The 14,588-nt window shown below is 61.7% G+C and carries 15 protein-coding genes; 8 read left to right on the top strand and 7 right to left on the bottom strand.

Annotated features, from left to right (window positions below; all coding sequences use genetic code 11):
* Positions 1-50 precede the first annotated feature (50 nt).
* Positions 51-674 (top strand): helix-turn-helix domain-containing protein, encoded by a 624-nt coding sequence (locus tag LOKVESSMR4R_RS07385; protein ID WP_087207102.1) that lies wholly within the window; start codon positions 51-53, stop codon positions 672-674.
* 98 nt (positions 675-772) lie between these two features.
* Here the strand turns inward: LOKVESSMR4R_RS07385 and LOKVESSMR4R_RS07390 are convergent, their stop codons facing one another.
* Positions 773-2,587, bottom strand: a complete 1,815-nt coding sequence (locus LOKVESSMR4R_RS07390) for an extracellular solute-binding protein (RefSeq protein WP_087207104.1) — start codon at positions 2,585-2,587, stop codon at positions 773-775.
* Positions 2,588-2,880: 293 nt separating this feature from the next.
* On the opposite strand from LOKVESSMR4R_RS07390, the gene LOKVESSMR4R_RS07395 reads away from it, so the two are divergent.
* Positions 2,881-3,654 carry a 3-hydroxybutyrate dehydrogenase gene (locus LOKVESSMR4R_RS07395; RefSeq protein ID WP_087207106.1) on the top strand — a complete coding sequence of 258 codons (774 nt, stop codon included), beginning with the start codon at positions 2,881-2,883 and terminating at the stop codon, positions 3,652-3,654.
* Positions 3,651-4,682 (top strand): patatin-like phospholipase family protein, encoded by a 1,032-nt coding sequence (locus tag LOKVESSMR4R_RS07400; RefSeq protein ID WP_087207108.1) that lies wholly within the window; start codon positions 3,651-3,653, stop codon positions 4,680-4,682. Before LOKVESSMR4R_RS07395 ends, LOKVESSMR4R_RS07400 begins: the two co-directional genes overlap by 4 nt.
* Here the strand turns inward: LOKVESSMR4R_RS07400 and LOKVESSMR4R_RS07405 are convergent.
* The 5 genes from LOKVESSMR4R_RS07405 to LOKVESSMR4R_RS07425 all read right to left on the bottom strand — a co-directional run bounded on the left by LOKVESSMR4R_RS07405 (position 4,675) and on the right by LOKVESSMR4R_RS07425 (position 8,727).
* Entirely contained in the window at positions 4,675-5,277 is a 603-nt protein-coding gene (locus tag LOKVESSMR4R_RS07405; RefSeq protein ID WP_087207110.1) for a LysE/ArgO family amino acid transporter, read from the bottom strand. The two genes, LOKVESSMR4R_RS07400 and LOKVESSMR4R_RS07405, sit on opposite strands and share 8 nt — an antisense overlap.
* A 4-nt stretch (positions 5,278-5,281) precedes the next feature.
* Positions 5,282-6,010 carry a DUF502 domain-containing protein gene (locus tag LOKVESSMR4R_RS07410; RefSeq protein WP_087207112.1) on the bottom strand — a complete coding sequence of 243 codons (729 nt, stop codon included), beginning with the start codon at positions 6,008-6,010 and terminating at the stop codon, positions 5,282-5,284.
* Between the two features lie 82 nt (positions 6,011-6,092).
* Positions 6,093-7,001 (bottom strand): pseudouridine-5'-phosphate glycosidase, encoded by a 909-nt coding sequence (locus tag LOKVESSMR4R_RS07415; protein ID WP_087207114.1) that lies wholly within the window; start codon positions 6,999-7,001, stop codon positions 6,093-6,095.
* On the bottom strand, positions 6,998-7,888 hold the full coding sequence (locus tag LOKVESSMR4R_RS07420) for a PfkB family carbohydrate kinase (protein WP_087207116.1): 891 nt from the start codon (positions 7,886-7,888) through the stop codon (positions 6,998-7,000). Before LOKVESSMR4R_RS07420 ends, LOKVESSMR4R_RS07415 begins: the two co-directional genes overlap by 4 nt.
* 38 nt (positions 7,889-7,926) lie before the next feature.
* Positions 7,927-8,727, bottom strand: a complete 801-nt coding sequence (locus LOKVESSMR4R_RS07425) for a DUF4198 domain-containing protein (protein ID WP_237331928.1) — start codon at positions 8,725-8,727, stop codon at positions 7,927-7,929.
* On the opposite strand from LOKVESSMR4R_RS07425, the gene LOKVESSMR4R_RS07430 reads away from it, so the two are divergent.
* From LOKVESSMR4R_RS07430 to tsf, 3 genes are all read left to right on the top strand, one after another.
* Positions 8,726-10,066: a HupE/UreJ family protein gene (locus LOKVESSMR4R_RS07430; RefSeq protein ID WP_237331929.1), complete on the top strand. Its 1,341-nt coding sequence runs from the start codon at positions 8,726-8,728 to the stop codon at positions 10,064-10,066. The genes LOKVESSMR4R_RS07425 and LOKVESSMR4R_RS07430 overlap by 2 nt on opposite strands.
* A gap of 195 nt (positions 10,067-10,261) precedes the next feature.
* Positions 10,262-11,047: a 30S ribosomal protein S2 gene (gene rpsB, locus LOKVESSMR4R_RS07435; protein ID WP_087207120.1), complete on the top strand. Its 786-nt coding sequence runs from the start codon at positions 10,262-10,264 to the stop codon at positions 11,045-11,047.
* Between the two features lie 70 nt (positions 11,048-11,117).
* A complete protein-coding gene (gene tsf, locus LOKVESSMR4R_RS07440; RefSeq protein WP_087207122.1) occupies positions 11,118-11,990 on the top strand; it encodes a translation elongation factor Ts in 873 nt (290 codons plus the stop codon).
* Positions 11,991-12,062: 72 nt separating this feature from the next.
* On the opposite strand, the gene aroQ is transcribed toward tsf, so the two are convergent.
* Complete coding sequence (gene aroQ, locus LOKVESSMR4R_RS07445) at positions 12,063-12,509, bottom strand: type II 3-dehydroquinate dehydratase (protein WP_087207124.1); 447 nt, start codon at positions 12,507-12,509, stop codon at positions 12,063-12,065.
* 179 nt (positions 12,510-12,688) lie between these two features.
* Between aroQ and LOKVESSMR4R_RS07450 the strand changes: the two genes are divergently transcribed.
* Positions 12,689-13,747, top strand: a complete 1,059-nt coding sequence (locus tag LOKVESSMR4R_RS07450; RefSeq protein WP_237331930.1) for a glycosyltransferase family 2 protein — start codon at positions 12,689-12,691, stop codon at positions 13,745-13,747.
* A complete protein-coding gene (locus LOKVESSMR4R_RS07455) occupies positions 13,728-14,564 on the top strand; it encodes a hypothetical protein (RefSeq protein WP_087207126.1) in 837 nt (278 codons plus the stop codon). Before LOKVESSMR4R_RS07450 ends, LOKVESSMR4R_RS07455 begins: the two co-directional genes overlap by 20 nt.
* The last annotated feature ends 24 nt before the right edge of the window (positions 14,565-14,588 follow it).

Raw genomic sequence — 14,588 nt, forward strand, 5'->3', positions numbered from 1 at the left:
GGCCGCCGTGGTGAGTTGCAAGATTATGCGCCCCTGCTTAAAGAAAGGCCATGACCGATTTCGACCCCAAGCACCTGATCCGCATCGCGCATGAAAATGGTTCTGCCAGCGTGGCGCAGCCTTTGGACCTGGGCGCGCGGGTGCGCGAATTGCGCAAGGCGCGGGACTGGACGCTGGAACAGGCGGCCCGTCAGGCGGGGCTGGCGCGCTCGACCCTGTCCAAGATCGAGAATGGCCAGATGTCGCCCACCTATGATGCGCTCAAAAAGCTGGCGGTGGGGCTGGATATTTCTGTGCCGCAGCTGTTTACCCCGGCCAGCAAGGGCCAGGTCACCGGGCGCATGGCGGTGACGCGCGGCGGCGAAGAGGCGGTCCAGATCACCACCACCTATGAACATGCGCTGCTGGCCGAAACGCTGAGTGCCAAGAAGATGCTGCCCTACCGCGCCCGTGTGCGCGCCCGCAGCATGGCGGAATTCGACGGCTGGGTGCGTCATGACGGCGAAGAATTTCTGTATGTGCTGACCGGCCAGGTCCAGCTTTATACCGAATTTTACGAGCCGATCGCGCTGAAACGCGGCGACAGCGCCTATTACGATGCCGCGATGGGCCATAATGTCGTGTCGATCAGCCCCGAGGATGCGACGATCCTTTGGGTGACCTCGCTTTGCTGAGTTTTCTGCGCTCCGCGCGGGGAGTATTTTTGGAAAAAAGAAGTTGAAAAAGGCCCGAAGAGGTTGAAAAGGCCCGGTGTGATCCGGGCCTTTGTCTTTTATTCTTCATACCACCAGACATCGGGCTGCCAGCCCGGCCAATCGCCAAAGAGCGGCAGATCCTGCGGGAAATGCAATTGCCGGGCATGGGCGATGCGGCTGATGTTCCATTGATAGATCGGGATCACATAGCGCCCTGCTGTCAGGATCCGGTCAAGCGCCTGGACGGCGGCGACAAAATCATCCTGGCTTTCCGAGGTCAGCAGCCGCGTGATCATCGCATCCACCGCAGCTGATTGCACGCCCATCACATTGCGCCCGCCGGGCTGGTCGGCGGCGGCGCTGCCGAAATAGTTGAATTGTTCATTGCCGGGCGAGAGCGACAGGCCGACCCGGTAATAGGTCATGTCGAAATCATAGCCATCGATGCGTTGTTTATATTGCGCGCCATCGGCCAGGGCCACGCGCGGCGTGATCCCGATCCGCCCCAGCGCCTGCACATAGATATCGATGATCGCCTGGTTTTCGGAACTGCCCTGTTCCAGCAGAATCTCGAAGCTGAAGGGGGTTCCGGCGCTGTCGCGCAAAACGCCGTTCTGCACGGTCCAGCCGGCCTGTTGCATCAGATCAAGCGCTGCCGCCGTGCCCGCGCGGTTACGTTCGGTGCCGTCCCCGACAGGCAGGCTATAGCCTTCCAGCGTGCCGGGGACCAGGTCGGCGGCAAATGGTTCGAGGAATGCCGCAACACGGCCCGTTGCGGGGCCATGGCCCATGCCCAAGGGCGAGTTTGACCAATAGGATGTGATCCGTGGCTGCGCGCCGCCGGTCATGGCCTCGTTGATGAATTCGAAATTGAACGCATGGATCAGCGCCTCGCGCACGCGCCAATCGGCGAATTGCGCGCGGCGCGTGTTCATCACGAAACCGGTCATGCCAGAGGGGCGTTCATGGCCCAGCACCGACAGCACCACATCGCCATTGCGCACGGCGGGGAAATCATATTGCCCGTCCCAGCGCGCCACGTTGAATTCGCGGTTGGTGGTCACTTCGAGCGTTTTGAAAGCCTCGAAAGCGGCGGTTTCATCGCCGAAGAATTCGATCCGGACCTCGTCGAAATTATGCAATCCTTGCTGGAACGGCACATTGACGCCCCAGTAATCGGGGTTGCGCCGCAGCGCGATGAAACGCCCGGCCTCGAAATCGTCGATCACATAGGGGGCAGAGGTGATCGGCACCACATCAAGCGTGCTTTCGGCGAAATCGACGCCGTCCCATTGCGCCTTTTTCAGGATCGGGCGCAGCCCCGCCAGCAGCGCCAATTCACGGTCGGGCTGGTTGAAGGTCAGCCGGACCCTGCGTTCGCCGGTCTGTGCGATATGATCCACGCGCGACCAAAAGCCCAGATAGCGGGGGTGGCCGATCGTGCCCAGGGTTTCGAAGGACCAGATCACGTCTTCGACCGTGACCGGGCTGCCATCGGAAAACCGCGCCTCGGGCCGCAGGGTGAATTCGACCCAGCTGCGGTCGGGATCGGTTTCAACCGATTCGGCCAGCAGCCCGTAGAGCGTGAAAGGTTCGTCCAGTGACCGCGCCATCAGGCTTTCGCCGACGAAATAGCGCAATTGCCAAGAGACAGAGCCTTTGCGGATGAACGGGTTGAGGCTGTCAAAGCCGCCGACCTCGGATGTGACGATGCGCCCGCCTTTGGGGGCAACGGGGTTGGCATAGGGCAGGGACACAAAATCCGGTGGCAAGGCGGGGTCGCCATACATAGCTATGCCATGTTGCGGCTCTGCACAGGCCATGCTGGCCAATGCCATGATCGCCGCCCCCATGCGCCATGCCGCGATCATGCGTCCAAAGTGAAATGCCATTTTCGTGATCTTCCCCTGCCTGATGCCGTGCCCGATGCCGTGCCTGATGCCCGGCTTGCGGCCACCGTAATGGCGGTTTTGTGCATTTTCAAACTTTTAGCTTGGAGCCGCTGGGGGAATTGCTTATATAGAGGGCACTGCTCGATAGGTTTCTTGCCTGTATGAAACCTGCCTCAATAACTTAGCGCCCGCCTTGTGCGGGCGTTTTTTTATGGGCCTTGCCGGAGCGCAGGTGACCTTTGCCCAGCCCCCATGTAGAGTGAGTCGCAATCGCAACCACCGGAGAGCATGCCATGAATCTGCAAGGAAAAACCGCCATCATCACCGGGTCCACCTCGGGGATCGGGTTGGGGATCGCGCGGGCCATGGCCCAGGCGGGGGCGGATGTGGTGCTGAATTCGTTCAGCGACACCGAGGCTGACCATGCCTGCGCCGCTGATATCGCGGCGGCCACCGGGGTCTCGGCGCGCTATATCCAGGCCGATATGTCCAAGGGTGATGAATGTCGGCGCCTGATCACCCAGGCGGGCGGATGTGATATCCTGGTCAATAATGCGGGTATCCAGCATGTCGCCCCGATCCAGGATTTCGACCCTGCCAAATGGGATGCGATCATCGCGATCAACCTGTCCTCGGCCTTTCATACCACTGCCGCGGCGGTGACCGGCATGCGCGCGCGCGGCTGGGGCCGGATCATCAATCTGGCTTCGGCGCATGGGTTGACGGCCTCGCCCTATAAATCGGCCTATGTCGCGGCCAAACACGGGATCGTCGGGCTGACCAAGACGGTGGGGCTGGAAACCGCGCGCGACCCGATCACCTGCAATGCGATCTGCCCCGGCTATGTGCTGACACCGCTGGTCGAGGCACAGATCCCCGATACGATGAAAGAATACGGCATGTCGCGCGAGGAGGTGATCGACAAGGTCATGCTTGCACGCCAGCCGTCCAAGCAATTCGCCACGGTCGAGGAATTGGGCGGCACGGCGGTGTTTTTATGCTCGGATGCCGCCGCCCAGATCACCGGCACGGCGATCAGCGTCGATGGCGGCTGGACCGCGCAATGAAACGCATCAACCTTGCCCTGCAAGGTGGCGGCGCGCATGGAGCCTTTACCTGGGGCGTGCTGGACCGGCTGTTGCAGGACGAGCAGATCGAGATTGCCGCGATTTCCGCCACATCGGCGGGGGCGCTGAATGCGGCGGCGCTGAAATCGGGCTGGGTGCGCGATGGCCGCGCGGGGGCGCGTGAAAACCTGGAATGGCTGTGGGGGCAGGTGGGGGCGGTCACCGATGATCGGTTGACCGATTGGATATCCTCTATGGCCCCCGCCGCGCATGTGCTGGCGCAGGCGATGAAATATTCGCCCGCCTATGCGGCGCTGGATATGACATCGCGGATGATGTCGCCCTATGTTTACGGCCCTTTGCTGCGCAACCCGCTGGAAAAGATCATCACCCAATTCGCCTATGATGCGGTCTGCGGCGATCAGGGGCCGCAGCTGCATATCTGCGCGACCAATGTGCGCAGCGGCAAGATCCGGGTCTTTAGCGGGGATGAGATTTCCAGCGATGTGATCATGGCGTCGGCCTGTTTGCCGACCCTGTTTCAGGCGGTGGAATTCACCGATCCGCGCAGCGGCAGGTCCGAGGCGTTCTGGGATGGCGGCTATAGTGGAAACCCTGCGCTTTATCCCTTGTTTGCCAAGGGTTTGCCGGATGATATTCTGGTGGTGAATATCAATCCTTTATACCGTGCAGAATTGCCCACCGATGTGCAGGCGATCCAGAACCGGATCAATGAGATCAGCTTTAATTCGTCCTTGCTGCGCGAATTGCGCGCCATCGCCTTTGTCAAACGGCTCTTGGCGGATGGGGCGATGAAGCAGGGCAGCATGAAGGATGTGATCGTGCATATGATCGCCGATGACGTGTTGATGAATGAATTGAACGTCGCCACCAAGACGATGCCGCAGCCCGTGGTCCTGGCCCGGCTGAAAGAGGCGGGGCAGGCCGCGGCCGAGGCGTTTCTGACCAATCACAAAGCCGATCTGAATATCCGCAGCACGGTTGATCTTGAGATGATGTTCAACTGATCAGCTTGACCGCCAGCGCCCACATCACCAGCCCGATCAGCACATCAAGCCGCCGCCAGGCCCGCGCCGATTGCATGACAGGCGCCAGCAGCCGCGCGCCGTAACCAAGGCTGAAAAAGAACGTATAGGACGCCAGCACCGCCCCGACACCAAAGGCGGTTTTCAGCGCGGTATCGGTGAATTGTGTCGATACCGCCCCCACCAGCCCCAGCGTGTCCAGATAGACATGCGGGTTCAGCCAGGTAAAGGCCGCCCCCGTCGCCAGCACCCGCCACAGGCTGCCCGATGTGCCTGCGACCTGTAGCGCGTAATCGCCCTGATACGCCGCCCAGAACCGCAAGCCGCCGTAAACGGCCAGAAAAGCCGCGCCACCCCAGGCCATGATCTGCGGAAAGGCCGGATAGAGCGTCACCAGATAGCCAAAACCCAGCACGCCCGCCGTGATCAGCACCGCATCGGATGTGGCGCATAGCAGGCACAGCCAGAACACATGCGCCCGCGCAAGCCCCTGACGCAGCACAAAGGCATTCTGCGCCCCGATCGCCAGGATCAGCGCGAAACCGGTCGCAAAACCGGTGATCCCCGCGGTCAGCAAATTTTCATTCCGCGGCGTCCGCCAGATCGGTCACGGGCTTATTATTGGGATAGACCAGCCCCGCCGAGATCACCAGCTTGGCGGCATCCTCGACGCTCATATCCAATGGGATGATGTCGCGCCTTGGCAGGAACAGCAAGAAACCCGATGTCGGGTTCGGCGTTGTCGGCAGAAAGACGGTGACGATCACCTCGCCTTGCAGCAGCTTGGCGTCGATTTCACCCTTTGCATCGGTCGAGATAAAGGCGATGGCCCAGATCCCCTTGCGCGGATATTCGACCAGACAGGCCTTGTCGAACGAGGTCTCGCGCTGGGAAAACACGGTTTCGGCGATTTGTTTGGCGGCATTATAGATCGACCGCACCACCGGCATCCGGTCGACAAAACGTTCACCGATCCCGATGAAGGACCGCCCGATCAGCCCTTTGCCCAGCCAGCCGACGATGATCGTGAAGATCAGGAAGATCACCACGCCGACGCCGCGCACATTGATGGCGATCTCATCCCCCGGTTCGCGCCCCAACAGCCGGTTCACCAGCGGTTCGGGGTGGTAATAATCCGGCACGAAAGGCCAGACCCAGCTATCGACCCAGCCCACCACCGTCCAGATCAGCCAAAGCGTCAGCCCGATGGGCGCGATGATGATCAGCCCGGCCAGAAAATTCCCGCGCAGCCGCGCGATGACCCCGCGCGACGCACGGCGTTTGGGGTCAAGGTTCAAAGGATCGGCCATGGCGCTATCGGGCTCTCGTTACGCCGACATACCTAAGGACAGCCGCGCCCAGCGGCAAGCCAAAGCGCGGCGGGGCCCCGCTTTATTTCAGCATCGCTTGCGCGATCTCGGATGCCAGCCGCGCATTGTTGCGCACCAGCGCGATATTGGCCGCCAATGACCGGCCGTCGGTCAGCGCGAAAATCCGGTCCAGCAAAAACGGCGTGACCGCCTTGGCGCTGATGTTTTGCGCGGTGGCATCAGCCAGCGCCGTGGCAATGATCGGGGCCAGCGTGGCGGCGGGGATTTCATCGCCTGCGGGGATCGGATTGGTGACCAATTGCCCGCCCGCCAGCCCCATTGCCGCGCGCATCCGGTGGCTGGCGGCGATACTGGCCGCATCATCCATCCGCAAAGGGGCCGCCATATCCGATGTGGCCGACCAGAAAGCGGGGATACTGTCCTGCCCATAGACAATCACCGGCACGCCCAAGGTTTCCAGCACTTCGAATGTCTTGGGCAGATCAAGGATCGCCTTGGCCCCGGCTGCGACCACGGTGACCGGCGTCAGCGCCAGTTCCTGCAGATCGGCGGAAATGTCGAAACTCTGCTCTGCGCCGCGATGCACACCGCCGATGCCGCCGGTGGCAAAAACAGCGATCCCCGCCAGATGCGCCGCGATCATTGTCGCGGCCACCGTCGTGGCGCCGGTGCCGCCGGTGGCAATGCAGGCCGCAAGATCGGCGCGCGACAATTTGGCGACATGCTGCGCCTGACCCAGCGCGTCCAGTTCGGCGGCTTCGAGCCCGATATGCAATCGCCCGTCGATCACGGCGATGGTCGCAGGCACGGCCCCTGCGTCGCGCACATCCTGTTCGACCAGCCGCGCGGTTTGCACATTCTGCGGAAAGGGCATGCCATGGGTGATGATCGTGCTTTCCAGCGCGACAATCGCGCCGCCGGTGTCCAAGGCTTTGGCCACTTCGGCGGAATAGGTCAGCGGGATTGTCATGGGATCTCTCCTGAAACATAGGTGGCGGCGGCCTGACAGGCGCGCGCAAGGGCTGCATCGCGGGCCATGCCCTGCGCCTCTGACGCGATATGGGCGGCCATGAATGTATCGCCCGCGCCGGTCACCCGTGTGACCATGACGGCGGGGGGCGTCTGGGTGATGATATCCGTCCCTGTCGCCTCTGACGCGGAATTACTGCCATCGGTGACCAGCACGCGCCGCGCGCCGCGCGCGATCAGCCCGGCGGCGGCAGCGGCAGAGGAGGCGAATGTGGTCTGGCACAAAAGCCCCGCCTCTTCGAGATTGACGTATAATGTGGCGGATGGATGCCCCAGCAGCGCCAATAGCCGTTCGGCCTTGCCCGGCGAGGCGGGGGCGACGCGCAGATCGGCCTTGCCAAACAGCGCCGAGGTCGCGATCTCGCGCAGCAATTCCGCCGTCAGATTGCCATCCAGCGCCACCGGACCCGCCCAAGGCGCAGCAGGCATGGCCAGCGCGCCATTGGCCAAAGGGCGCAGGATCTTGTCGCCCGCCGCCTCGAGCGAATGGGCATCGGCGATGGCGGCGATCAGGCCATTGGCCCCCTCGATGGCCATATAGACATCGGTGGGCAGATCGTCAGAGCGGTAAAGATGGTCGCAGACCAGCCCCATGCCCTGCGCCGCTGCAATCAGCGCATCGCCTTCGGCATCGCGGCCCACATTGCTAAGCAGCGCAGGCCGCATGCCAAAGCGGCGCAGGGTCATCGCGATATTCATAGCCACGCCGCCCGGCAACCGCGTGATCCGGCCGGGCACGTCGGATCCGACGCGCATATGGCTGGGCGCACGCCCGATCACGTCCCACAGGACCGATCCGATGCAAAGAATATCCGGCTGTTGCGTCATGCCCGGCTTGTGCCGCGCCGGCGCGCAAAGGGCAAGCGCTACTGCGGCACCGCAAAGGTCAGATTGGCCCAAAGCGTTTGCCAGACCGCGCCCGAAGCCTCTTGCAAATTGGCGCTGGCGGGGCGGATCAAGACCGCATCCAGCATATATTCATGCGCAGGCAGCACCGCGATCTGGCCGATCCCCGCCGCATCGGTGCGGATATAGCTGGTCGTGACCGCGCCTTCGGGGGATCTGGCGAAAACCTCGATCTGGGCATCGGCGCGCGGGTCATTGCGATAGAAAAGCTGCACGGTAAAGCCCCCGGCAGGGTCGGCGGTATAGGGGTTGGTCAGCGCGACCAGTTCGGTTTCCAGCCCGACGCGCTGGTCAGCACCTGCGCCCGCGCCCACGCTGACCAAGGATTTGGCATAGCGCGTGTAGGTTTCGGTAAATCCCACATCTGGCAGGCCGCGCGCCTGATGCAGGGCGCGCAGATCGCCCAGATCCTTGTGATCCACGAAGGTCTGGAACTTGTCCCATGTGGCATAATCAAGCGTGGCTGGCGCCGATTGATAGGCCAGAATAGCCAGACCATCGCCGATCGGGTCCATCTGCAAGGCCGGCAAATCGCCGGGTCTGCCGGTGATGCCTGCGGCGGTTTCACCCGAAAACTGCAAGGCATTGACGATGCCGCGCGGCAGGTAAGGCACGGTCACCCCGGCAAAGTCTTCGCCATTGACAAGGTTGGCCTGCAACCTATCGTCCGACGACACTTGATAGGCCAAAGGCGCTATCCAGAATTCATGGGCGGTCGCCGGTGCCGCCAGCAGACAGAAAATGACAGAAAGTGCGCGCATGATCGTTTCCTTATTCCATCTTGCTAGGGTGTTGCGCCTGCGCATATTGTCAAGCGCTCTGCTGTCGCTGCTGCTGGGGCTCAGCGTCGCCAGCGCGCATGAGGTGATCCCCACCATCGCCGATATGCGCGTGGATGGCGACCGGATCGTGTTCGATCTGCGCGCCAATCTGGAAAGCTTCGTGGCCGGTGTGGACCTGTCGGAAACGACCGATACCGATCTGTCGGCCGAGGCGGCGAGCTATGACAGCCTGCGCGCGCTGGACCCCGACGCATTGCAGGCGCGGTTTGACGCGTTCTGGCCGCAGATGGCCGCCGCGATCACACTGCGCGCGGATGATATGGCGCTGGTGCCGGAACTGGACAGCGTCAGGGTGCCGCCTGTCGGCAATCCAGAGCTTTTGCGCAGCTCCGAGCTGCGCTTTAGCGCGGCTTTGCCTGCGGGGGCGACGGCGGTCGATTTCGGCTGGACGCCCGCGCTGGGGGCCATCGTGCTGCGCCAGATGGATGTGCCGGAACCCTATGATGGCTATCTGGACAATGGCGCCACATCCGGCCCCATCGCCTTGGCAGGGGGCGACCGTGCGACCGGCTGGCAGACATTCGTCAATTACATCCCCGTGGGCTTTGACCATATCCTGCCCAAGGGGCTGGATCATATCCTGTTCGTGCTGGGGCTGTTCTTTCTGGCCGCGCGCGCCGGTCCGCTGATCTTGCAGGTCTCGCTGTTCACGCTGGCGCATACGATCACGCTGGCGCTGGCAGCGCTTGGCTATGTCAATATTCCGGGCGAAATCGTGGAACCGCTGATCGCGGCATCAATCGTTTTTGTCGCGGTCGAGAATATCTTTACCAAGCGGGTCAGCCGCTGGCGGCCCTATGTGATCTTTGGCTTCGGGCTGCTGCACGGGCTGGGCTTTGCCTCGGTGCTGGGGGAATTCGGGCTGCCGCAAGAGACATTTGTCGCCGCGCTGATTGGGTTCAACGTGGGGGTCGAGGTCGGCCAGCTGGCGGTGATCGCGGTCATGTTCCTGTTTGTCTGGCAGGCGATCCGCATCGACCGGGGCGCGAATGAGGCAGCACAGGGCTTTGCGCTTTATGGCGTCTTGTTTGCGCTGGCCATCGGACTGATCGCGCTGAACCCACCCATGCTGGTGGCATTGCTGGAAAACCCGGTCTGGGTCTTTGCTGCACCGCTGGCGGCGATCTGTGCGCTATCGGCGCTGTCCATCGCGCTGCGCGACCGGATCGACGCGTACCGGCGGATCGTGACGATCCCGGCCTCGGGGGCGATTGCGGCGGTGGGGGCGTTTTGGGTCGTGGAACGGGTGTTTTTGTGAAAAACAGCGGCCTGCGGCCAAAAACGCGGGCCGCAGCGGTTGCAGGCACTTGCACAGGGCAGGGGGGGCGGCTATAGCCGCGGCACTTAATCCCGCAAGCGGGGGCGGGTGTCTTGGGGAGAAATCCCAAGCCATCCACCGGTTGGGCATCTGCCTGATCCCCTGCTGAGGCTGAAACCGGAAAAGGAAACGACCATGGCTCTTCCAGAGTTCTCTATGCGTCAGCTGCTTGAAGCTGGCGTTCACTTTGGCCACCAGACCGCGCGCTGGAACCCCAAGATGGGTCAATACATCTATGGGTCGCGCAACGGCATCCATATCATGGACCTGACACAGACCGTCCCCATGCTGGACCGCGCGCTGCAGGTTATCCGTGACACTGTCGCCAAGGGGGGCCGCGTGCTGTTTGTCGGCACCAAGCGTCAGGCACAGACACCTGTCATGGAAGCCGCGGAAAAATCCGCACAATTCTATATGAACCACCGCTGGCTGGGCGGCACGCTGACCAATTGGCAGACCGTGTCGCAGTCGATCAGCCGCCTCAAGGCGATTGACGAAGCCTCGGGTAATGGTTTTGCCGGCCTGACCAAGAAAGAACGTCTTGGCATGGAACGCGAGCAGGGCAAATTGCAGGCATCGCTTGGCGGTATCCGCGAAATGGGCGGCGTGCCTGACCTGTTGTTCGTCATCGACGTCAACAAAGAAGCGCTGGCCATCGCCGAAGCCAACAAGCTGGGCATTCCTGTCGTGGCCGTGGTTGACACCAATTGTTCGCCCGCTGGCATTGATTATGTCATCCCCGGCAATGACGACGCGGCGCGTGCCATCGCGCTTTACACCGATCTGGCCGCCCGCGCGGCGCTGGACGGCATGACCGCCCAATTGGGTGCGGCCGGTGTCGATATGGGTGCGATGGAAAACTACGCCGAGGAAACGCTGGCCCAAGAAGCGGCAGATGCCGCTGAATCCGCCAGCGCCTGATCGCGTCACAAAACTTTAGGGCAGGGGCGTTATGCCCCGCCCGACCCATTCCCTTTCAAGGAGAAATAACATGGCAATCACCGCTGCAATGGTGAAAGACCTGCGCGACAGCACAGGCGCAGGCATGATGGACGCCAAGAAGGCGCTGACCGAAACCGATGGCAACATGGAAGCCGCCGTTGACTGGCTGCGCACCAAGGGTCTGGCCAAAGCCGCCAAAAAGGCCGGTCGCACCGCCGCCGAAGGTCTGGTCGCTGTCGCCGTATCCGGTGGCAAGGGCATCGCCGTCGAGGTGAATTCCGAAACCGATTTCGTCGCCAAGAATAGCGATTTCCAGAAAATGGTGCAGGGCATCGCCGATGTCGCGCTGACCGTGGATGACGTGGACGCGCTGAAAGCGGCCGATATGGGCGGCAAGACTGTCGAACAGACTGTCACCGACACCGTCGCCGTGATCGGCGAAAACATGTCCGTGCGCCGTATGGCAACCCTGACCGGTGGTCAGGTTGTGACCTATGTCCACAATGCGGCCGCCCCCGGCATGGGCAATATCGGTGTGCTGGTTGCCATGACCGGCGATAACGAAGCCTTTGGCCGTCAGGTCGCGATGCATATCGCCGCTGCCAATCCATCCGCCTTGTCCGAGGCCGATCTTGACCCCGCAATGGTCGAGAAGGAAAAGCAGGTCCAGATCGATATCGCCCGCGAATCCGGCAAGCCCGAAGCGGTGATCGAAAAGATGATCGTCGGCCGGATGCAGAAATACATGGCCGAAGTCACTTTGCTGAACCAGCAATTCGTGGTGAACCCCGATCTGACCGTCGCTGCCGCCGCCGCCGAGGCCGGTGTCACGATCACCGGTTATATCCGTCTCGAAGTCGGTGAAGGCATCGAAGTCGAGAAAGAGGATTTCGCCGCCGAAGTGGCCAAGCTGAACGGCTAATCCCCTGATCTAATACGACAAAGGCCCGCAGCGATGCGGGCCTTTTGTTATCTGACGCAGGATCACGCAAGATCAGCCATGCGTGCCCAGATAGCCGACCAAAGCCTCTATCGCCAAAGCATAGCCCGCCGCCCCAAAGCCGCAGATCTGCCCGACCGCGACCGGCGCGATATAGGAATGGTGGCGAAAAGCCTCGCGCGCATGAATATTGGACAGGTGCAATTCGACCAATGGCAGCATGATCGAAGAGACCGCATCCATCAGCGCGATCGAGCTATGCGTATAGGCCCCCGCATTCAGGATGATCCCGTCAAAGCGGCCACGTGCGGCATGCAGATGGTCGATCAGCACGCCTTCATGGTTGGATTGGACAAAGTCCATCGTCACATTCAGCGCCGCCGCTTTGGCCGCGCAAAGCGCTTCGATATCTTGCAAGGTGGTGGGGCCGTAAACCTCTGGCTGGCGGGTGCCAAGCAGGTTCAGGTTCGGACCATTCAGGATCAGGATCGCATGTTGCATGACAGGTCTCTAGCATCATTGCCGCAGCCGTCAAAAGAGAAATGCAGCCCCCGGCACCGGCCACCCAATCTAAAGTCGTTAACCAATCCATAACAGTCGCGTCATACGGGTACTGGATCACTGCGCCGTGATCGGCTAGACCACAGCAGGTGACCATCCGCTGACAGAAAGACCCCACAGTGCCGCATGCGAAAGTCATCATCACCACGATGAAGAACGAAGCGCCCTATATCCTGGAATGGGTGGCGCATCATCTGGTGATCGGCTTTGATCATATCGTCGTGCTGACCAATGATTGCACCGATACGACCAATGCGATCCTCAAGCGGCTGGATGTGCTGGGATATGTGACCTTCCGGCCGAACAAGCCCGGGCAGGGCGGGGTGCATCGCACCGCGATCCGGCGGGCGCTGCGGCTGGATGTCGTGCGCAAGGCCGAATGGCTCTATGTCACCGATGCGGATGAATTCCTCAATATCCATTGCGGCGATCATTCCGTGGATGCGCTGATCGCGGCCAGCGGCGGCGATGCGGTCGATGTGATCATGGTGCCTTGGCGGATCTTTTCATTCAACAAACGCGTCATCCTGCGCGACAGCCTGGTAACCCAGCAATTCACCGATGCCGAACCAACCTATGAAGACGGCGGCGCCGGGCGGCGTTTCGTGAAATCCTTGTTCCGCAACAAGGATGTCTATCACCGCGTCGGGCTGCATAATCCGCATGTCCGCGCCGAACATGCCACCGCGCTGACCTGGGCGCTGCCGGGCGGGCTGCAAGCCTCGCAGCTGCAAGGGGGCAACCATGCCCAGCCCCCCTTTGGCGATCAATTTGCCCAGATCAACCATTATGCCGTGCGCTCTGCGCAGGCCTATCTGCTCAAACGGTATCGCGGGCGGGCCAATCACGAAAGCCATGTGCTGGACACCGGCTATTGGGACCGCTGGAACCGGGGCGGCTGCGAGGATAGGACAATTCAGCGCTATGCCGCGCTGACACAGGGCCTGCTGGATGTGTTCAAGGCCGATCCGGTGCTGGCGCGGATGCATCGCAAAGGGTTCCGCTGGCACAAGGCCAAGCTGGTCGAATTGCTGCAAGACGCGGCCTATGCCACGCTTTATGGCAAGATCGCGGCCTCTGATCCGGCGCTTGTGGTGCATAAGGATCGGGCTATCCGCGAATCGCGCGCATTGCTTTCCCAAGATCAGGATCAGACAGATGACGCGCCCCGCGCTTAAAGGTATCGGCACGCTCTGGATCGGTGGGCCGCTCAGCTTTCTGGAACAGATGTGCCTGTTGTCCTTTGTCGCCCAAGGCCACAAGGTCACGCTGTTTCATTACGGCGAGATCGCCAATGTCCCCGCCGAGATAGCGCTGGTCGACGCGCGCGAAATCCATGATCCCGCGATGATCATCTATAACAAGCAATTCGGCACCCCGGTCGTGCAATCCGATATCTTCCGGCTGCATATGCTGCGCCAGACCAATCTGATCTGGGCGGATTCCGATGTCTTGTGTCTTAAACCCTTTGATCTGCCCGGCGCGCATATGTTCGGCTATTTCCGGCGGCGCGAATTATGCAATGCGATCATTGGCTTGCCGCAGGACAGCGCGGGGCTGCGGGCCTATCTGGATTATGTGCAGGATGAATATCCGATCCCGCCCAACCTGTCGCCCGAGGACCGCGACAAGATGCTGGCGCTCAAGGCGCAAGGTCAGATCAAACATGCCTCTGAACAGGCGCATAGCGTCTATGGGCCGGGGGTTTTCACCCATTTCATGCAAGACAGCGGCGAAATTGCCCATGCGACCCCGCCATCGGTGTTTTATCCGCTGCCATTCCGGCAGGCCGGACAGATCAGCGATATCCATGCGCGCGACTTTCGCAAAGCCTATCTCAAAGAGGATACGCTGGGCGTGCATCTGTGGGGGCGGCGGATTCGCTGGTGGGTGCGCGGGCGCGGGATCGCGCGTTACAGCCTGATGGACCGCAGCCTGCGCAGCCTTGGCATCGACCCCAAATCCGCCCCGATCCCCGACCGCAGCGCGGCCTGATCCGCCCGTGGTGCAAGACTGCTT

Source organism: Yoonia vestfoldensis (assembly GCF_002158905.1).
Lineage (GTDB): Bacteria > Pseudomonadota > Alphaproteobacteria > Rhodobacterales > Rhodobacteraceae > Yoonia > Yoonia vestfoldensis_B.